Origin of the sequence: Polaromonas sp. 39-63-25 (genome assembly GCF_002278925.1) — a bacterium.
In the GTDB taxonomy this organism is placed as follows: domain Bacteria; phylum Pseudomonadota; class Gammaproteobacteria; order Burkholderiales; family Burkholderiaceae_C; genus Polaromonas.
Genome location: NZ_NCJH01000027.1, coordinates 1 through 19,070 on the forward strand (window position 1 = coordinate 1; position 19,070 = coordinate 19,070).

Below are 19,070 nucleotides of genomic sequence, written 5' to 3' on the forward strand. Positions count from 1 at the left end.
TCTGAGCCGAAGGCGAGTTCGAGCGAGACCCCGCTTTTGTCGAGCACCGCAGGCTGCCCCGGAGCGCAGCGCAGGGGACCCAGACCATCGGGTCGCCTTTCTTTTCCTTAGGTTTCTTTGGCGAAGCAAAGAAAAGTAAGTCGCCCGCCGGGGCGAGACCCGGCTAGCTGGCGGCACTACCCCAGATCAAGCAGACATAAAAGGCAGCCAACCTTCACCGCTGATTTTCCCCCCGCATGCGATTGATCTCGGTAGGCGTCACCGCGCTCGCCTGGTGGCCCCAGGCGCTGCGCAGGTACGTCAGCAGCTCGGCCAGTTCGGTGTCGTCGAGTACCAATACAAACGGGGGCATGCCGAAGGGACGCGGGTTGCCGGCTGTGGCCGGGGCGTAACCGCCGTTGAGCACGATCTGCACGAGGTTGGCGGTGGAGTCCATGGTCACGGCCCGGTTGCCGGCCAGCGGCGGGTAGGCGCCCGGCACGCCCTGGCCCTGATCGCCGTGGCACTGCGCGCAGTGCTGCTCGTACAGCTTGGCGCCGGCAGCCGGCAGGCGGGCTGCCGCTGCGGTGGAAGTGCGGGCCACCGGCGCAGGCGGCAGCGACTTCAGGAACACGGCCATGGCCGCCAGGTCCTGATCGCTCATGTGCTGGGTGCTGTGCAGCACCACCTCGGCCATGGGACCGAGCACCGAGCCGCGCGGCGACACGCCGGTCTTGAGCAGGGCCGCAATGTGTTCCGGCGTCCAGTCGGCCACGCCGGCCTCCGACGCCGAGGTCAGCGAGGGCGCGTACCAGTTCTGCATCGGGATCAGGCCGCCGGCCAGGTCCAGCGGGGTGTTGGTGGCGCCCAGCGCATTACGCGTGCTGTGGCAGGCGCTGCAGTGGCCCAGGCCGCGCACCAGGTAGGCGCCGCGGTTCCACTCGGCCGTCTGTTGGGCATCGGGCGCGTAACGCGCCGGGCTGAAGTACAGCGCACGCCAGACCGCCAGCGCGGCCTGCGTGCTGAAGGGCCAGCGCAGGCTATGGGGCGTGTTGGGCTGCGTGGCCGGCGGCAGGCTGTGCAGGTAGGCGTAGAGCGCGTCCGAGTCTTCGCGCGTGATTTCGGTGTAGTTGGTGTAGGGGAAGGCCGGGTAAAGCAGGCGGCCGTCCCGGGAGCGGCCATTGTGCATGGCACGCCAGAAATGGGTGGGCGACCACTGGCCAATGCCGGTGCTGCGGTCGGGTGTCAGGTTGCTCGAAAAAACGGTGCCGAACGGTGTGTCTATGCCGCGGCCACCGGCGTACGGCGTGCCGCCGCGTGTGGTGTGGCAACTCATGCAGTTGCCTGCGCGCGCGAGGTAGGCGCCACGTGCTATCCGTGCCGGCAGCGCGGCCGCGGTGGCCACGGGCGTCGTGACGTTGGGTTCATCGCGCACGTTGAGCAGCCAGACGAGGGCGGCCAGTGCCAGCGCCGCTGCGACGCTGACCAGGATCCAGATGATCAGCCGTTTCATGGCCGGGTGCCCCGCGGTGCGACGGCGCTGCCGCACGCCGGCACCACCTGGCCGGCGGGCGCGGCCGGCAGGGTTGCCGCCGGTTTGCTGCTGGCCGGCAGGGGCTGGGCCGCCAACCAGCTGGTGGCGGCATGGATGTCTGCGTCGTTCATCTGGCCGACGATGTTGGCCATGCAGTCCGGCGCGTGGGCGCGCCGCTGCCCGGTGCGCCAGGCGCCGAGCTGGGCGTTCAGGTAATCGCGCGGCAGCCCCAGCAGGCCGGGAACATGGGGGGCGACCCCGGTCATGGCCTGGCCATGGCAGGACACGCAGGCCGGCAGGCGCCGCCCGGGGTCCCCTTGCAAAACGAGCGCCTTGCCGCGCCGCAACACGTCAGGCGCAGCAGCCGGCGCGGCCGGGGGCGGATAGGGCAGGTCGAGGGCCGAAAAGTAGCGCGCAATTTCCATCAGGTAGTCGTCGGTCAGGGGATCGACCAGCTGTGTCATCAGCGCGTAGTGGCGCCGGCCGTCGCGGAAGTTCAGCAGCTGGTTGTACAGGTAGCCGGCGGGCTTGCCGGCCAGGCGCGGGTAATAACCGTCGGGGCCGGCGCGCCCCTGGGCGCCGTGACAGGCGGTGCAGGCCATGGTGCGTTGGGCGATGGTGTTTTCAAAAGGCGCGGCGCCCGCCGTCCCGGCAAGCAGCCAGATGGCCGCGGCCAGCAGGTGGGTCAGCGCGGTGGAAGGAAGGAATAAAAATGTTTTCACGGAGGCATCATGCCTTGGAGCAGGGGCGCCGGTCCCAGACGCGTTGCCGATGGTGATAAGTCAGCGCAGCGGCAGCGGGCGGTCCCTGCGGGTAGGTTAGCGTTTGGGGCTGCTGCGCAGGCAGGCCAGGAAGTGGTCCCAGCTGGCCTGCAGCTCTTTCATGCGCGCACCTTTGTCGAGCACGGCGCCGCTGGCCGCCTCGGTGCGTCTGACCACCTTGGCCAAGGCGCTGGCCGGCAGCGGCCCGACCTGCTGGCGCATGGCGTCGGCCTTGAGGCGCATGTCCGAGATATCGTCCCTGACCAGCGACTTGTTGGTCGCGCAGGCGATGCCGCCCACCAGTTCGGCCATCTCTGCCAAAGCCGGGTCCAGGTACCAGACCGCCGCCGTGCCGAGCGCCAGCGCCCAGATGCGCTTGTCCCGTGTGGGTGCGACGTGAATCGACCCGGCAGCGGGTGCTGCGGTCTCCTGGGCTTGAACGGTTGCGGTTGGCGTCTTCATGGAAGTGCTGAGCTTGGCAGGCAAAGCTGAATTTTCCCTGACTTGTCCGGGGCCTGCTGGCCGGCGCCTGCAAGACCCTGTGTCACGCCTGTGCGCTTTGACGGCCAGGGCGACGCCAGCGCTTATCGCAAAAGCGCGGGCTGCTATGAAAGGAGGAGCAATGTCATGGACCTGCCAGCCAGCGGGCAAGCTGCTGGCAGACTCCGCCGGCGCTGCCATGCGGCAGGACTGTCCCGCGGCGTTGCGTCAACGCCATGCGTTGCGCTATTTCAACGGATAAATCCCTTTGGCTCGCGCCTCCTGAATCGGCTGCCACGGACCGAACTTGTGTTGCTCGGCCGAAAAGCCCGGCGTGTAGGGCGGAAAGGCCGCATCGACCGGCTTGTTCTTGCGTGCCGGGAAATCCTTTTCAAGATCGCGCTTGACCGGCCGTGGCTGGCTGTTGATGAACGCGGCCACATCAAAGGCCTGCTCATCGGTCAACACCGCGTTCAGGTGCGTGATACCGCTGGGCATATTGCCCTTGATGAAGCCTGCGGCCAAGGTGATCCGGCCCATGCCGGCGCCGTTGTTGTAGCTGTCGGGGCCCCAGAGCGGCGGAAACAGGTAACCGTTGGCATCGCCCGCCTTGCCGCGGCGCACGCCCTGGCCCTTGTCGCCATGGCAAGCCACGCAGGTGTTCGCGTAAACCTGTTTTCCGGCCACAGGGTCGGCAGCGCGCGCCAGGGTTTTGAGTTTGAGCGTGCCACCGCCCTCAAGTTTGGAGCCCACTGGAATACCGGTCGACAGAAAATGCAGATAGGCCATCATGGCTTTCATTTCTTCGCTGTCCAGCGGCAGTTTTTTCCCGTTCATGCTGCGCTCCATGCAGCCGTTGATGCGCTCCTCGCTGGTCGAAACCGCGTCTTCGCGCCCGCGGTACTGGGGAAAGCTGGCAAAGGTGCCGATCCACGGGTTGCCGAACTTTCGCCCGCCGGCTTCCATGTGGCACGAAGTGCAGGCCAGGTTATTGCCGGCATAGCGCTTTTTCACATCCTTGACTTCAGGTCCGATGTGCTTGTAGGTTTCCTCCATCAGCAGCTTGCCCTGGCGCACCGACTGGCCGTACTTGTCGTCCGGCAATTTCGTGATGTCGGGCGCTTTCCAGTCTTTTGCGCCGGGCGGGGAAGCCGCTGAGGCAGGCGCGGCAGCGCCCATGCCAGTGTCAGTGGGTGGATTTTGCGCAACAGCGAGCGAACTCATGCCGACGCTGATGGCAGTGAGGGCCAGTGCTGTGAAGAGTTTGTTAACGCGTTTCAATGCAATCTCCAAAAAAATGATCTGTAAAACTGATTCGACAATCGTATGCCCCCACCGTGCTGCCTCACCATGCGCTAGCGCAACATGGCCCGATCTGGTTACAAGATTGGCAAAACCGGCGGGGAGCCTGCGCGGGCGTGTTTTGTTTGTATAAAAATGGTCGTTTCCCCAGGCCAAACGGGCGCTGCATGCTATTGAAAAAGTAGCATTTCCGTGTCCCTCTAAAGCCTACGCGCGCCCTGCAGGGGTCCCCGCCGGCGCGCTAGCTAGGGATCAGCCAGTCCGCCATGGTTTGGTGGGTCCATAGCGGGTCGTCGTGGCACAGGTCGTGGCCGGCCCAAGGGTGCTGGCCATGATGGGCGCCCCAGGCGGCGGCCAAGGTGGCCGAGCAGGCCGGGTCTACCAGCTGGTCGGCCCTCGACGACAGCAGCAGCACCGGACAGGCTGGTGCGAACGGCAGCGCCTGAAAGCGCGCCGCAGCCAGCAACTGGCGAAGGGCGTTGGCGCTGCTGACCGGCGCGCTGCGGCGGATATGTTCCCATAGGGCAACATCGGTTTGCAGGGTGTCTGTGTTCGCGCAGGTCAGTCGGTGGATGCAGTGCTCCACGCCCGCTGCATTCTTCCATTGCGCGGCGATGCGCAGCAGTTGCGGCCAACAAGTCGGCCGCAGGCGCTGCGTCAGCGGGTTGAAGGGCCGCATGCTGGTGTTGATGAGAACCAGCCGGCTGACCTCTTGCGGATGCTGCTGCGCCCAGTCGGTTGCCACCATGCCGCCCAGCGACATCGCCAGCAGCTTCCAGGGGGGCGCAACGCCCTGCGCCTGCAGCTGGCGGCGTGCCAGCGTCATGATGTCGCGCACCGAGGCCGGCGACGCCTGGCGGTGAAACACGCCGTTGCCAGCCAGGTCCAGCGTCACGACCCGGCCGGCGTCCGGGAGGCGGGCCAGTTGCTGCGGCAAGTTGCCCCAATGCCTCGCCTCGCGGGTCAGGCCGCGCAACAGGACCCAGCTCATGGCGCCCGCCTTGGGCGCCAGTGCGCCACCGCCAGTTGGGCGAGCTGCGCGCGCCGCTCGCCCGCGGGCAGCCAGCCCGGTGCGGCGTAGGCGGCGCGTGTGAGGAAGTCCAGCAGGTCGGCATGGCGGCGCAGCACCCGCTTGACGCGGTGCGCCTTGATCGGGTTGAACATGCCGTGGCGCGAGAACAACTGGCGCGGGTTCTTGCGTATCCACAGCCAGGAGCCGAGCTCGAGTGTCATCGGCAGAAACACGTGATGGGCCGGCGCCTGGTCATAGGCGTGGTCCCAGAGATCGCCGTGCAGCAGGTACTGGTTGCTTTGCGGCTCGAAGCTGTAGTCATGGTGCGGGTGCGATTGCTCGAGCATGGTCTTGAGCGCGAACATCTCGGGCAGGTGCGGCATCAGCCGCCGCGTCTTGGCGTAGGGAAACCAGAGGCTGTCGTCAAAGCCGTAACCCGAATGGCAGTCCAGCGCCAGGCTGAAGGGCCGGCTGGCCAGCTGCTCACGCACCAGCTTCAACAGCGCCGCGCTTTCGATTTCCATGGGTGCGCCGGGCCGGCCGCAATACCAGGGCAGCAGCGGGCCGAAGGTCTGCCCGCCGGCGAGAAAAGGCACGCGGCTTTCGGCTCTCTGCGGTGCGTTGCGCATCAGGTCCACGCCGTGCGGGTTGGCGCGTTTGTGCGCCCACATGCCGCCCGGGTTGACGATGGGCATGAACACCAGCCGCACCTTCCGCAGTTGCTGGTGCAGCAGCTCGTCCCACTCGAGGCGAAACAGCAACGCCCGCATCCAGGCCAGGATCAGCTGGGTGCCGATGCGCTCCAGGCCATGGATGCCGCCGAAAAAACCGACGGCAGGTGCCCGCGGGTCGCGCGAACCGATGCCGGCGGTGTACAGCGCGAAAGACGGGCCGCGGGTGGCAATTTCGCCGACGGCCTGGATGTCGAAATGGGTGCTGCCGGCCAGCAGGATGGCCTTGAGCTCTTCGTGTTCGGCAAAGGTGGCGGCGCTGTCGGGGGTGGCCGCCAGACGGGAGAGGTCAAAGCCGCCGGCAGGCGGGCACAGAAAGTCCATGTCTCCATCCTGACACAGCGGTGTGACAAAACGATGTGCGGCGCAACCGGTTGTGGCTGGCTTGGGTTAGCTATGAAAAACATAGCTGCTTGCGCCCGCCCTTGTTGGGCTGGAGGCCGATTCTGCTCATTTTTTTTGGCCGGCGTTCAGACCGGCCGCGTGATCACCAGGTCGGACACCGGGTAGGCGACACAGGGCAGGATGTAGCCGTCGGCCTTTTCCTCGGCACTCAGGCCCGGCCACTCGATGCGGTAGACCACCCGGCCGCTGGCCAGGCGGCAGATGCAGCTGCGGCAGGTGCCGTTGCGGCAGGAGCTTTCAAGCACGATGCCGGCCTGCAGTGCCGACTGCAGCAGGGGCTGCGAGGCGAGCGCAGCGAAGGGCGGGCCCTCAGATTCCAGGCGGGCCTGGAAAACGGCGTGGTCGTCGGGGGTGGCGGGCATGGTGCCAGTTTAGGCGCTGCCGCGCAGGCGACGGCCGGTCCCAGGCGGGACAGGTTCCGGCGTGGCCGTCCGTATGATTTTCCCTTTTGGCGTTTTAGGAACCCTCAGGTGCAAACATCATTCAAGGACAAGGTCGCCCTCGTCACGGGCGGCGGCGGCGGGATAGGGCGCGCCACCGCGCTGGCATTTGCGCGGGCCGGCGCCCGTGTCGTTGTGGCCGACATCGCCGCCGATGCCGGCCAGGAGACGGTGGCGCTGGTGCGGGCCGCGGGCGGCGAAGCGAGTTTCATCCGCACCGACGTGACGCAGGCGGACCAGGTGCAGGCCATGGTCGCCCACACGGTGGCCACTTATGGCCGGCTCGATTGCGCTTTCAACAACGCCGGCATCGAGGAAGAACATCTGCGCCTGGCCGACAGCAGCGAAGCCACCTTCGACCGCATCATGGGCATCAACGTCAAGGGCGTGTGGTTGTGCCTGAAGTACCAGCTTGCGCAGATGCAGCAACAGGGCGGCGGCACCATCGTCAACACCGCCTCGGTGGCCGGCCTGGTCGGCGCGCCCAAGATGGCAGCCTACAGCGCCAGCAAACACGCGGTGCTCGGCCTGACGAAATCGGCAGCGATCGAATACGCGCGCAAGGGCATACGCGTCAACGCCGTATGCCCCGGCGTGATCCGCACCGCGATGTACGAACGCGCCGTGGCGGCCGATCCGCAGATCGGCGTGGCCGCCGCGCAGATGCACCCGCTCGGGCGCCTGGGCGAGGTCGATGAAGTGGCGGCCGTGGTGCTGTGGCTCAGTTCGGACGCGGCCTCTTTTGTCACCGGGCATGCCCACACGGTCGATGGTGGCTTGACCGCGGTATGAATGCGATCTGAATGCAGCAGGGGGCCTGGACGTATTTGCTGCGACAATCCGGGTCCCCCAACAACGATTCCTCAGCGCGTCTTTTTTCATGTCCAGCTACCAAGTTCGCCCCGCCACCGTGCGCGATGCCAAAGCCATCGCCGAAATCAACGACGTCTCTTCCCGCGCCGCCTACAAGGGGCTGGTGCCCGATGACCAGCTGGGCACGCTGGCGGTGGACAAGCGCCAGCAGTTCTGGCGCGATGCCATCGAATACATGGAGCCACAGGTGCATGTGGCCACCGACGGCGAGCGTGTGATCGGGTTTGTCGGCTTTGACCGTTCGCGCGACAAGGGAACACCGTCCACCTGCGGCGAGATCTGGGCCATTTTTGTGGACCCGGCGCATTGGGACAAGGGCGTGGGCGTGGCCTTGTGGGATGCGGCCAATGACGGCCTCAAGGAAGAAGGCTGCACCAAGGTCACCATCTGGGTGCCGGTGCGCAACGAGCGTGCACTGCGTTTTCATGAACACGCAGGCTTCAAGCGCGAGATGACCTCGCTCAAGACCGTGGTGATCGGTTCCGTCAAGCTCGAGGAAATCCGCCTCAAGCGCGACGTGGGCTGAAGCGGCTCGCCGCCGGGTTCAGGACGGCACGTCGATCACGCGTTCGTCGTCCGGAATCACCGGCATGTCTTCTTCGGGAGTCAGCGGCAGGTCGTCGGTGTCGTCCTGGCCGGTGGTTTCCTCGGGGCTGTCCTGGTGACGGCGTCCGCTGTCGCTGGCGATCGATGAGGGCATCATGTGCTCCGCTGGGTTGTGGTGGAGGCCCATGTTGCGCCGTTTGCCACAACCAGCGTTTGGAAAAAACCTTGTTCGCCTGTCAGCGCAGGCCGACAGAGCGGCGCACCGGCGCAGCGCTTGGGGCTGGTTTTTATGCACGATTTTGGCCTCCAGCCCTTGTCTGTATTGCGCAACCTGCTATGCATTGAATAGCGCCGTGCGGCCAGCAGGGCGGCGCCCGGCGTGACCGGGCTGCGCGCTGTATTACGATGACTGCTTCCATGCGCACCGCCACCGCCACCCCTTTTTTCGCATTGTTCGACACCGCCATCGGCTGCTGCGGCATCGCTTGGGGCGACGCCGGCATCCAGGGTGTGCAATTGCCCGAGGGCGGGGCGCAGCAGACCCGCGATCGCATGCGTGAGGGTTTTCCCGACGGGCAGGAGGCGCCGCCGCCCGCCGACGTGCAGGCCGCCGTTGCAGGCGTGGTGGCGATGCTGCGCGGGCAGGCGCACGACTTCAGCACGCTGGTGCTCGACATGCGCGGTGTGCCCGAGTTTCACCAGCGTGTGTATGCCGTGGCGCGCGACATCGCACCGGGCCAGACCCTGACCTACGGCGAGGTGGCGGCCCGCCTGGGCGAACCCGGCGCGGCACGTGCGGTGGGCCAGGCGCTGGGACGCAACCCCTTTGCGCCCGTGGTGCCTTGCCACCGCGTGCTGGCGGCCGGTGACAAGCCGGGCGGCTTCTCAGCCAGCGGCGGCATCCGCACCAAGCTCAGGCTGCTGCTCATCGAAGGCGCCATGCGCGGCACGCCCGGCCTGTTCGACTGACTCGCCCGTCAGCGGACCCCGGACAGCGCGGGCCAGGCCCACTGGCTCCCTTGTCCTACAGCAGGCGCCTCCCCCTCCGCACACCGTGCGGGCGCTGCATGCGGGAAAGTGCACTGTGCGCCCCAGGCCATGCCCCGCCATGACCTGGGGACACGCAGAATTTTCTGATTCGCATCGCATTCACCAAAGGACTTCACCATGGAAAAATCCACCGCCAGCGCTTACCCCGGTTCCGCCACTTCGTCGAGCGAAAGCGCCCTGATGCGCGGTGTGGACCAGGCCGGCAGCACGCTTCACCACACGATTGACAAGGTGGCAGAACCTGCCCGCAACACCGTAGACCGTGCTGCAAGCGCCGCTCACGAGACGGTGGACAAACTGGCTAGCGGCGCCAACTCGGTGGCCGGCAAGTTCAGCGACCAGGCGCACCGCCTGAGCGACGCGCCTCTGCAAGCTATCGACCATTCCAAAGCCTACATCAAAGACCATCCCCTGCAGGCCGTCGGTTTTGCCGTGCTGGCCGGTTTTGTGCTGGGTCGGCTGACCGCCAGCCGCTACTGATCAGCCGCGCCGGCAGGTCTCACACAGGAATCAGCCGCAGGTGCGTGATTTCCGAGGGCGCGCCAAAACGTTTGGGCGGCCCCCAGTAGCCGGTGCCGCGGCTGGTGTAGATCCAGAGCTTTTCCAGCCGGTGCAGTCCGGCGGTGAAAGGCTGCTGGAAGCGCACGAAAAAATTCCAGGGCCAGAATTGCCCGCCATGGGTGTGGCCCGACAGCTGCAGGTCAAAGCCGGCTTTTTCAGCCTCGTGCGCGCTGCGCGGCTGGTGCGCCAGCAACACGCGCACCGGTGCATGCGCCGGTGCGCCGGCCATGGCCGCATGCGGATCGCTGCGGTGGCTGGCGTCGAAATGCCCGGCACTGTAGTCGGCCACGCCGGCCAGCACCAGCGCCTGCTGCGCATGCATCTGGCCGTGCTGCAACACCACATGTTCATTCATCAGCACCCGGATGCCCAGGCGCTGCAGTTCATCAATCCAGGCGTGTGCGCCCGAGTAGTACTCGTGGTTGCCGGTGACAAAGTAGGTGCCGTGGGTGGACGTCAGCCCGGCCAGCGGCGCCACATGGTGGGCCAGTTCGGCCACCGTGCCGTCGACCAGGTCACCGGTCACCGCCACCATGTCTACCTGCAGCGTGTTGACCGCGCGCACGATGGCCTGCAGATAGCCGTGCTTGATGGTGGGGCCGACATGGATGTCGCTGATCTGCGCGATCGCAAAGCCGTGCAGGGCGGCAGGCAGGCCGGTGATCGGCACGTCCACCTGCACCACGGTGGCCGTGCGCCTCGCATTGACGAATCCGACCAGGCTCATGAACAGCCCGGCCAGGGGAACCGCAGCGGCCGAGCCTCTTGCCGCGGCATCGAGCGAAAAGGCCGCAGGCGCCACGGCCAGCACCGCCAGGCCGGCCAGCAGGGCCGCGTCGCGCAGCAGCGTCAGCACAAACAGCGAGGAAAACAGGCCCATGGCCAGCAGGCCGGTCCAGGCCAGGCGGTCCGACAGCGGCTGCGACTTGAAGCGCCGGGCCGTCAACCCGAGCGGCGTCAGCACCGTGGAGGCCAGCAGGACCAACCCCAGCAGCAGTTGCGCGACCGGCCAGCCGCCCAGGGCGGGAACCAGTCGGATGCCCACGTAGGCATGCAGAAAGGAAGAGAACAGCAACAGCGAAAGCGGCATGGACAGGCCTGGAAGTGGAGCGCTTGCATCAACTGGCTGCAAAGCGGCCAAATACAAGAGTCCCAGGAGTTCCAGGAGTCGCAGGAGTCGCAGACCCTAGACGCGCGCTCCGCCCCGGGCGCGGGCAGCGAAGAAAGCCGCCGTGGCAGTTGCTGCCGTCAAGGCGGTGCCCCAGAGCATGTCCACCAGCGTCAGCTGCAGCGGCCAGCCCTGCAGGGTGGCCAGGTTGCTCAGGTCATAGGTGCCATACGCCAGCAAGCCCAGCAGCGCACCCAGGGCGACCGCATGTGCCCAGCTGGACCGCTCCAGGGCGGGCAGCACGGCAAACACCACCACGCCGACCGGGTAAAGCAGGTAAAACGCGGCGGCCGGCAGCAGCAGCGGCTGCGCACGCATCAGCGGGCCTATCCACGCCTGGTACTGCTGTGGCATCAGCAGCCCGAGCCAGATGCCGTCGGCCACGACGAGAAAGAGCAGGGCGGCGAGGTAGGCGGTCAGTGTTTTTTTCATGGCTGCGGCCATTCTCGGCGGATTTGCGATGGCCGGCACCGTGATGGCACATCCCGGACGACAATATGTTTTTTCCGTTCGCCCACTTTTCAGGAAGACCCCCATGGCCAGTAGCCTGTTTGCGCTGATTGACGACATTGCCACCGTGCTCGACGATGTGGCCCTGCTGACCAAGGTGGCCGCCAAGAAAACCGCCGGCGTGCTCGGTGACGACCTGGCGCTGAACGCCCAGCAGGTCTCCGGGGTGAAAGTGGACCGCGAGCTGCCGGTGGTGTGGGCGGTGGCCAAGGGGTCTTTCCTGAACAAGGCGATTCTGGTGCCGGTGGCGCTGACCATCAGCGCGTTTGCGCCCTGGGCCGTCACGCCGCTGTTGATGGTCGGCGGCGCCTTCCTCTGTTATGAGGGTTTCGAGAAGCTGGCGCACAAATTTCTGCACAGCCGGGCCGAAGACGAGGCCCGTGAAAAAGAATTGCTGGGGGCGCTGACCGACCCCTCGGTGGACCTGGTGGCGGTCGAAAAGGACAAGATCAAGGGCGCGATACGGACCGACTTCATCCTCTCGGCCGAAATCATTGCGATCACGCTGGGCACGGTGCAGGCCAGTCCTTTCATCACCCAGGTGACGGTTCTCAGCGGGATTGCAATTGTCATGACCGTGGGGGTGTATGGCCTGGTGGCGGGCATCGTCAAGCTTGACGATGCGGGGCTCTACCTGAGCCAGAAAACTGGCGACAGCGGGGCGGCCCGCTTGCGGCGCAGCTTCGGCCGCGGCATTGTGCTGACGGCGCCCTGGCTCATGAAAGCGCTGTCAGTGGCCGGCACGGCCGCAATGTTTCTGGTCGGCGGCGGCATCCTCACACACGGCGTTCCTGCGCTGGACCATGCCATCGAAGCGCTGGCCACGCGCGCCGGCAGCGTGTTGGGCGCGGTCACCCCCTTGCTGGCCGACGCGCTGGTGGGCATGGTCGCCGGTGCGCTGGTGCTGGGCGCCGTGACGCTGGTCCAGCGTATGCGGGGCCGGTCCGCGGCCTGAACGAGAACGGGCGGCCGCAATCGCCATAATGCAGGCGGGCAGGCGGAGCCGCGCAACAAGGGCCTCCTCCGATAAAAAAATACCAGCTCGCGCGGCGAGGAGGACGTCACATCATGGTTTATCCCGGAAAATTTGCGCTGCGCCTGCGGCCCAGCATCGTGGTGCTGTTTCTGCTGCTGTCGCTGCCATTGTTCATCGCCACTGTCTGGGTCAACTACGCCACCAATGACAGCATCGCGCGCGACACCGCCCACCAGCTGATAGAAAAAGCGCGTTTCGAGACCATCACCAGCGCGACCGAACTGGTGGACCCGATCAAGTCGCTGGTCAAGGTGGCGGCCAGCCTGGGGGAAGCCGAGCCTGATTTTTTCCGCCAGGAGCGGGCTGCCGCCTACATGACCGAGATGCTGGCGCACAGCAGCAACATGAGCAGCGTGTATGTTGCATTCGACGACGGCTCCTTCCGCATGAGCCTGGTGCTGCCGACGGGCGGCCGCATCCAGGACAAGGCCCTGCCTGCGCAGGCACGGCTGGCCACGCGCTGGCTGGACCGCAAGGCCGCCGGCCCGGCGCAGGACCGTTATGTATTTTTTGATGCGCAGGGCCAGCCGGTAGGGCGTTCCGAGGCGGCGGCCGTCTACGACCCGCGCGTGCGCCCCTGGTTCAAGGACTCGGTGGCGGCGGGGCGCCGGCTCTCGGTGTCCGACCCCTACATCTTTGCAACCACCGGCCTGCCCGGCATCACCATTGCCATGCCCTTTTTTGCCGGCGGCAAGGTGGCCGGTGTGGTGGCGGCGGACATCACGCTGGACAGCTTGTCGAAGTTTCTCGCGTCGCGGCCGGTCAGCCCGAATTCGCTGAGCCTGATTGTGGATGACGACGACCGCATCATTGCCCATCCGGACGCGAGCCAGGCGATCCGGCGCGAGGACGGCAAGCTGCTGCAAAACAGCCTGTCGCGCCTGTCGAGCAAACTGCCGGCGCTGGCCGTGGCGTCACGGCCCGACAAGGACAGCGAACGTTTCACCTTTGTCGATGCGCACAGCGGCAGGGAGTACGTGGCGATGTTTGCCAAATTCCCGCCCACGGTCGGCAAGGCCTGGCGCGTCATGATCATCGCGCCGCTGGCCGATTTCTCGCGCAAGTGGACAGAGAACAACCGCAAGGTGCTGATTTTCGGCGCGCTCGCGGTGGCCTTGCAGGTGGTGCTGATCTACTTTTTATCCATGCTGATTGCCAGGCCCATCGAGCAGCTGGAAAAGAAGGTGATCGATGTGCAGAACTTTGTCTCCAGCCCTTCCCGGCGGATTCACTCCCGCATACCGGAAATCAGCTCGTTGATCCACGCGGTGAACACGCTGGATTCGACCATCCACGCGTTTTCGGCTTTTGTGCCCAAAGGCTTGGTACAGCAGTTGCTGAGCTCGAACCAGCGGCTCGAACTGGGCGGCAGCAGCCGCTTCCTGACGATTTTCTTTTCCGACATCGAATCCTTTTCCACCCTGGCCGAGACCAGCCCGGCGCAGGAGCTGCTGCTGCGGGTGTCGGCCTATCTTGAAGCGGTGACGCGCGCGGTCAACCACGAGCAGGGCACCATCGACAAGTTCATCGGCGACGGCGTGATGGCATTCTGGGGCGCGCCCGCCATTTTGACAAACCACGCTTACCACGCGTGTGTGGCCGCCCTGCGCGTGCAGGCGAGCATGCGCAGGCTCAACCAGCAGTGGGTGCTCGAGGGCCTGCGGCCGCTCAATGTGCGCATCGGCATCCACAGCGATTCGGTGCTGGTCGGCAACATCGGCTCGGCCGAACGCATGAGCTACACGGTGATGGGCGACGGTGTGAACCTCGCCTCGCGGCTCGAAGGCGCGAACAAGGAGTTCGGCACCCAGGTCTGCATCAGCCAGACGGTGTTCAAGGAAGCGGGCGAGCATCTGTGGCTGCGCCCCATCAATGTGGTGACCGTCAAGGGCCGGCGCTCCGACATGGAAATCTACGAGCTGGTCGGCATACGCGGGGGCGATCCCGAACTGGAAGCCACGCCTGAGCAGATCCGCCTGTGCGTGCTGACGCAGCATGCCTACCAGGCCTTCAGCCAGGGCGATTTCGCCACGGCCCTGCACCGCTATACTGAAATCCAGCGCGAGTACCCCGACGATCCGCTGTCCCACAATATGGCGGCGCTGTGCCGCCAGCCGCAGGCAGCACGCCGGTCCCAGGGCTTGCCGGACCCGGCCGTTTGACCGGCCCCGCATTCAATTTTCTTTTTTTTCCTTTTTTTAGGGTTGAACCATGACGCTTTCGATGTACCAGGCTTCCGTGCCCGTTTTCAAACAGATGCTCGAAAGCCTGAGCGCCGTTCTGGCCAAGGCCGAGGCACACGGCACGGCCCGCAATATCACGCCCGCTGCCTTGCTGCAGGCGCGGCTTTGCCCCGACATGTTTCCCCTGCTCCGTCAGGTGCAGGTGGCCTGCGATTTTGCAAAAAGTGTGTCGGCACGCATCGCGGGTGTGGAGGTGCCAGGTTTTGAGGACAAGGAAGAAAGTTTCGCCGACCTGCAGGCGCGTATTGCCAAAACCCTGGCGTTCATCGACAGCCTCAGCGCGGCGCAGATCGACGGCAGCGAAGCGCGCCAGATCGTGACGCAGGCCGGCACGCCCAAGGAAAAGATTTTCAGCGGCCAGTCCTACCTGCTGAACTACGGCTTGCCGCATTTCTTTTTCCACACCACGACGGCCTATGCCATCCTGCGCCATAGCGGTGTGGAGATCGGCAAGAAGGACTACATCGGCAGCTACTGAGACCTTGTTCCAAGTCGGCGGCCGCTTATTTTTGTGGCGACGGCCGGTCGGGCTGGCCAGAAGACGGCCTGGCCGATGGCCGCGGCCACGGTGCCGAGGTTTCATCCAGGTGGTTTTGCGATCCTTCGGCAAAGGGCCAGCCCTTGTGGGGCGTCGCAGCGGCTTCGTCCGCCTGCGGGGTGACGGGAAGACTTCGGGGGGTGCTGCGCGCAGTACGGGAGGCGTCAAGCCGGACCATGGGGACTCCTTCAATGAAGCAGCCAATGTAGGCCTCTTGTGCAGCGCGGCATGTAAGACGTACCCGCGTCCCTTGTAGGACCAGCGTGCAGGGGCGGCAGTGCCTGCGGTGTCAGGCCCTACACCACGGCGGCTGGCGCGCGTACTGCGCGGACGGGGAGGGTGCTCTTGCGCTGGATCAGGTCGTGTTTGCCAAACAGCTCGGCGATCCAGTCCACGAAGACGCGCACCTTGTTGCTCAGGTGGCGGTTGGGCGGGTACACCACATGCAGCGGCACGGCCCCGCCGCACCACTCGGTGAACAGCGGCTCCAGCTCGCCGCTGCTGATGTGATCCTGCACCAGGAAGGTCGCTGTGTGCAGCACGCCCAGACCGGCCAGCGCGGCGACCACGCCGGCTCGCGAATCATTGACCGACAGCAGGTGGCGGCCGTCCAGCGCGATGGTTTCGCCGTCGCGGTAATACTCGAAGCTGTACATCTTGCCGTTGCGTGGCGAGGCATAACGGATCAGCTTGTGGTTGTTCTCAAGTTCCGTGGGGTGTTTCGGTCTGCCGTGGCGCTTCAGATAGGCCGGCGAGGCACAGGACATCAGGTAAAACTCCCCGATCCGCCGGGCGACCAGTGACTGGTCGGTGATCTCGCCGCCACGGACCACGCAGTCCACGTTCTCCGCAATGATGTCGACTTGCCGGTCGCTCACGCCGAGTTCGAGCTGGATGTCGGGGTAACGCGCGTAGAAGTCGGGCAGGGCCGGAATGATCACGGTCAGGCCCAGCGATGAGGGCACATCGATCTTGAGCCGCCCGCGCGGACTGGCCTTGGCCCGCGACATGCTCGATTCCAGCTCTTCCATGTCGCTCAGCAGGCGACCGGCACGCTCGAAATAGGCCGCGCCATCGGCCGTCACAGTCACCCGGCGGGTGGTGCGGTTGAGCAGTTTGGTGTCCAGCTCCTGTTCCAGGGTCTGGATCAACCGCGTCACCGTGGCCTTGGGCATGGCCATCGAGTCGGCGGCCTTGGTAAACGTGCCGGCCTCCACGACGCGCACGAAGGCCTGCATGGCAGAAAACTTGTCCATCCGGGAAGTCCTGTTGAGCTGGGCTGCGAAGAATAGCCCGAAACATGGGGCGTTTAAGGGCCGATTGTTCCATTTCTGGAACAAAGTAAACACGCTTTGCCTATTTATTGATCTGCTGATCGCGCCTATCTTCTGCTGCATTGCAACAAAGGAGCCGCTTGCGGTTCGAGATGATGACAAGCCAGCAGCATTCCAGTCAGGCCAGCCCGAAAGCCCCGCCGCCCTGCGTGGAAAAGCAGATCGACATCGGGCAGCGCGAGCCGCTGGCGGCCCGTTTTTACGGGCGCCGGCAAGGCGCGCATGGCTCGCCGCTGGTGCTTCACTTTCATGGCGGGGCCTTTGTTGGCGGATCGCTCGAAGGTGGCTCAAGCATCGCCGGCTTGCTCGCGGCCAGCGGTGCGGTGGTGATGTCGCTGGACTATCCGCTGGCGCCGGCCCATCCTTTTCCGCAGGCTGTCGAGGCCGGTTATGGCGCCCTGGTGTGGGCCTGGAAGGCCAGACACAAGCTGGCCGGACACGACGCCCCGATGTTTGTGGCCGGCGAGGAAGCCGGCGGCAATATTGCAGCGGCCGTGGCTCTGCTTGCACGGGACCGGCATGGCCCTGCGCTTGCCGGCCAGATTCTTCTGTCACCCATGCTGGACCCCTGTCTGGGAACGGCGTCGCTGCGCGATGTCCATGCCGGTCCGGTGGGGTGCATCTGGGCCGACGGCTGGCACAGCTACCTGCCTCGACTGGAAGACGCCAGCCATCCGTATGCAACGCCGGGTTCGGTCTTTCGCCTGTCGGGTTTGCCGCCCACGCTGCTGATCACGGCCGAGGACGATCCCCTGCGTGATGAGACACAAGCCTATGCAGAACGGCTGCGCGCTGCGGGGCTGTTTGCCCACGAGGCCGTGCTGCCCGGACCGACCGGATGGCCCTGCAGCTATCTGGAGGCGGGCCATGACCAGGCCGGCTGGCCGGCGGTGGTGCGCAAGCAGTTCGGTGATTTTTTTGCCAGCATGAGCGCCGCCCAAAACGTGCAAAGCAGCCTGCTGTCAGGTCCTTGATTCCCTTGATCCGCCTTTTTTCTGTTTTTCCTTTGGAGAAAACCGTCACGCCAAAACTATTTCCCCAAGAGGTATGGGGGTTTGGCCCCTATGGCTTGACCTTGCCATCGTTGGAAGGTTGAAAGTTCACTCCTTCTTTCATTGTCAAGGACGTTTATGACCGGATTTCCTGTTGACGCCATGAACCGCGGGCGCTGCGCGGTCCCGATGGCCAGGGCCGGTTAGCCGCCAGTTGCCCGTTTTCCTGTTCGCGGTCGGGGCATCGATATGTTTGCGTTGCCCGGACGCCGAGTTCCAAATTTTCTTCTTCCCCCATAAGGTGTTCACCATGTCATTGATTCAACTACACAACAACAAGCACCGTCTCCTGGCGGTCACACTGGGCATTCTGGTCATGGCGGGCATGTCTGCCGCCGTTTTTGGTGTGTCCGGCTCCGGTGCCCGCGCGGATGTGGCCACTGCGCCCCCCGCCATGCCGGTCTCCGTAGCCACCGTCGTGCAAACCGAAGTGGCCGCCTGGGACGAGTTCTCGGGCCGTCTGGAAGCGGTGGAGCGCGTGGACATCCGCTCGCGAGTGGCGGGCACCCTCCAGGCAGTGCATTTTCGTGAAGGCGCGCTGGTCCGGAAGGGCGAGTTGCTGCTGACCATTGATCCGGCACCCTATGCGGCTGAAGTGGAGCGTGCCGGCGCACAGGTTGCGGCCGCGCAGGCGCGACTGGCCCAGGCCAAAGGCGAGCATGACCGTTCACAGCGGTTGTGGAGCGAGCAGGCCATTTCCAGGCGCGAGTTTGACGAGCGTACCAACGGCAAAGGTGAAGCCGATGCCAACCTGCGCGCCACGCAGGCCGCGCTGCAAACGGCCCAGTTGAGCCTGGGCTACACCCAGGTGAGAGCACCGGTGTCCGGCCGGGTCGGCAAACTGGAGGTCACCGTCGGCAACCTGGTGGCTGCAGGCCCAAGTTCGCCTGTGCTGACCACGCTGGTGTCGGTCAGCCCGATCTACGCGAGTTTTGATGCCGACGAACAGGTGGTGGCCAAAGCGCTGAAGGATGTAAGCGCCGGCGGCGAACGCAGGCTCGAGCGCATCCCGGTGCAGATGGGAACGGCCGCCAGCACGGACACGCCGTTTGAAGGCAAGTTGCAACTGGTCGACAACCAGGTCGATGCCAAAAGCGGCACGGTACGCGCCCGCGCTGTGTTCGACAACAAGGATGGGCAACTGATGCCCGGCCAGTTCGCGCGCATCCGCATGGGCCAGGCGACGCAAGCCACGGCGCTGCTGATCAACGAACGTGCGGTCGGCACCGACCAGAACAAGAAGTTCGTGCTGGTGGTGGGCGCCGACAACAAGGCGGCGTACCGCGAAGTCACGTTGGGCGCTTCGGTCAACGGCCTGCGTGTCGTCAAGAACGGCCTGGCGCCCAACGAACGCATCGTCGTCAACGGCCTGCAACGTGTCCGGCCTGGTGCACTGGTCGCCCCGCAGCCGGTCGAAATGTCTGCCAAGGCGGAGCTCCTTCATGCCGACAAGCCCGTCAAGGTAGCGGCGAAGTCCTGAGGGCAGCGCTTGCCCCTGCCTTTACCTGACCAAGA

20 protein-coding genes are annotated in these 19,070 nt (G+C 65.4%); 9 read left to right on the forward strand and 11 right to left on the reverse strand.

Annotated elements, in window-relative coordinates:
- Nucleotides 1-214: 214 nt before the first annotated feature.
- From B7X65_RS21365 to B7X65_RS21395, 7 genes are all read right to left on the reverse strand, one after another.
- Entirely contained in the window at nt 215-1,492 is a 1,278-nt protein-coding gene (locus B7X65_RS21365) for a cytochrome c (protein WP_293596265.1), read from the reverse strand.
- The gene (locus B7X65_RS21370; RefSeq protein ID WP_293596405.1) at nt 1,489-2,178 is read right to left on the reverse strand and encodes a c-type cytochrome; all 690 of its coding nucleotides are present in this window, start codon (nt 2,176-2,178) and stop codon (nt 1,489-1,491) included. The genes B7X65_RS21365 and B7X65_RS21370 overlap by 4 nt, the downstream gene beginning before the upstream one ends.
- Before the next feature lie 153 nt (nt 2,179-2,331).
- A complete protein-coding gene (locus tag B7X65_RS21375; RefSeq protein ID WP_293596266.1) occupies nt 2,332-2,736 on the reverse strand; it encodes a hypothetical protein in 405 nt (134 codons plus the stop codon).
- Nucleotides 2,737-3,000: 264 nt separating this feature from the next.
- Entirely contained in the window at nt 3,001-4,035 is a 1,035-nt protein-coding gene (locus tag B7X65_RS21380) for a c-type cytochrome (protein ID WP_293596267.1), read from the reverse strand.
- Nucleotides 4,036-4,297: 262 nt separating this feature from the next.
- Nucleotides 4,298-5,047 (reverse strand): alpha/beta hydrolase, encoded by a 750-nt coding sequence (locus tag B7X65_RS21385; protein WP_293596268.1) that lies wholly within the window; start codon nt 5,045-5,047, stop codon nt 4,298-4,300.
- On the reverse strand, nt 5,044-6,123 hold the full coding sequence (locus B7X65_RS21390) for a M14 family zinc carboxypeptidase (protein WP_293596269.1): 1,080 nt from the start codon (nt 6,121-6,123) through the stop codon (nt 5,044-5,046). Before B7X65_RS21390 ends, B7X65_RS21385 begins: the two co-directional genes overlap by 4 nt.
- Nucleotides 6,124-6,269: 146 nt before the next feature.
- A complete protein-coding gene (locus B7X65_RS21395; protein ID WP_293596270.1) occupies nt 6,270-6,566 on the reverse strand; it encodes a 2Fe-2S iron-sulfur cluster-binding protein in 297 nt (98 codons plus the stop codon).
- Nucleotides 6,567-6,674: 108 nt separating this feature from the next.
- Here B7X65_RS21395 and B7X65_RS21400 point away from each other — a divergent pair, with 108 nt between their 5' ends.
- Together B7X65_RS21400 and B7X65_RS21405 are read left to right on the forward strand one after the other, a co-directional pair.
- A complete protein-coding gene (locus tag B7X65_RS21400) occupies nt 6,675-7,436 on the forward strand; it encodes an SDR family oxidoreductase (RefSeq protein WP_293596271.1) in 762 nt (253 codons plus the stop codon).
- An 88-nt stretch (nt 7,437-7,524) separates the two neighbouring features.
- Nucleotides 7,525-8,043: a GNAT family N-acetyltransferase gene (locus B7X65_RS21405; RefSeq protein ID WP_293596272.1), complete on the forward strand. Its 519-nt coding sequence runs from the start codon at nt 7,525-7,527 to the stop codon at nt 8,041-8,043.
- An 18-nt stretch (nt 8,044-8,061) separates the two neighbouring features.
- Here B7X65_RS21405 and B7X65_RS21410 read toward each other — a convergent pair whose 3' ends face one another.
- On the reverse strand, nt 8,062-8,217 hold the full coding sequence (locus B7X65_RS21410; RefSeq protein ID WP_293596273.1) for a hypothetical protein: 156 nt from the start codon (nt 8,215-8,217) through the stop codon (nt 8,062-8,064).
- A gap of 263 nt (nt 8,218-8,480) precedes the next feature.
- Between B7X65_RS21410 and B7X65_RS21415 the strand changes: the two genes are divergently transcribed.
- Together B7X65_RS21415 and B7X65_RS21420 are read left to right on the forward strand one after the other, a co-directional pair.
- The gene (locus B7X65_RS21415) at nt 8,481-9,032 is read left to right on the forward strand and encodes a methylated-DNA--[protein]-cysteine S-methyltransferase (protein WP_293596274.1); all 552 of its coding nucleotides are present in this window, start codon (nt 8,481-8,483) and stop codon (nt 9,030-9,032) included.
- A gap of 198 nt (nt 9,033-9,230) precedes the next feature.
- Nucleotides 9,231-9,593, forward strand: a complete 363-nt coding sequence (locus B7X65_RS21420; protein ID WP_293596275.1) for a hypothetical protein — start codon at nt 9,231-9,233, stop codon at nt 9,591-9,593.
- Between the two features lie 19 nt (nt 9,594-9,612).
- On the opposite strand, the gene B7X65_RS21425 is transcribed toward B7X65_RS21420, so the two are convergent.
- Together B7X65_RS21425 and B7X65_RS21430 are read right to left on the reverse strand one after the other, a co-directional pair.
- Complete coding sequence (locus B7X65_RS21425; RefSeq protein ID WP_293596276.1) at nt 9,613-10,764, reverse strand: metallophosphoesterase; 1,152 nt, start codon at nt 10,762-10,764, stop codon at nt 9,613-9,615.
- A gap of 96 nt (nt 10,765-10,860) precedes the next feature.
- Entirely contained in the window at nt 10,861-11,274 is a 414-nt protein-coding gene (locus tag B7X65_RS21430; protein WP_293596277.1) for a DUF2177 family protein, read from the reverse strand.
- A 103-nt stretch (nt 11,275-11,377) separates the two neighbouring features.
- On the opposite strand from B7X65_RS21430, the gene B7X65_RS21435 reads away from it, so the two are divergent.
- From B7X65_RS21435 to B7X65_RS21445, 3 genes are all read left to right on the forward strand, one after another.
- Entirely contained in the window at nt 11,378-12,307 is a 930-nt protein-coding gene (locus B7X65_RS21435) for a DUF808 domain-containing protein (RefSeq protein WP_293596278.1), read from the forward strand.
- A gap of 113 nt (nt 12,308-12,420) precedes the next feature.
- The gene (locus B7X65_RS21440; RefSeq protein WP_293596279.1) at nt 12,421-14,550 is read left to right on the forward strand and encodes an adenylate/guanylate cyclase domain-containing protein; all 2,130 of its coding nucleotides are present in this window, start codon (nt 12,421-12,423) and stop codon (nt 14,548-14,550) included.
- A 49-nt stretch (nt 14,551-14,599) separates the two neighbouring features.
- Complete coding sequence (locus B7X65_RS21445; RefSeq protein ID WP_293596280.1) at nt 14,600-15,109, forward strand: DUF1993 family protein; 510 nt, start codon at nt 14,600-14,602, stop codon at nt 15,107-15,109.
- Nucleotides 15,110-15,465: 356 nt separating this feature from the next.
- On the opposite strand, the gene B7X65_RS21450 is transcribed toward B7X65_RS21445, so the two are convergent.
- Nucleotides 15,466-16,425 (reverse strand): LysR family transcriptional regulator, encoded by a 960-nt coding sequence (locus B7X65_RS21450; RefSeq protein ID WP_293596281.1) that lies wholly within the window; start codon nt 16,423-16,425, stop codon nt 15,466-15,468.
- Between the two features lie 173 nt (nt 16,426-16,598).
- Between B7X65_RS21450 and B7X65_RS21455 the strand changes: the two genes are divergently transcribed.
- Entirely contained in the window at nt 16,599-17,477 is an 879-nt protein-coding gene (locus B7X65_RS21455; RefSeq protein ID WP_293596406.1) for an alpha/beta hydrolase, read from the forward strand.
- A 328-nt stretch (nt 17,478-17,805) separates the two neighbouring features.
- Entirely contained in the window at nt 17,806-19,035 is a 1,230-nt protein-coding gene (locus B7X65_RS21460; protein WP_293596282.1) for an efflux RND transporter periplasmic adaptor subunit, read from the forward strand.
- Nucleotides 19,036-19,070: the final 35 nt, after the last annotated feature.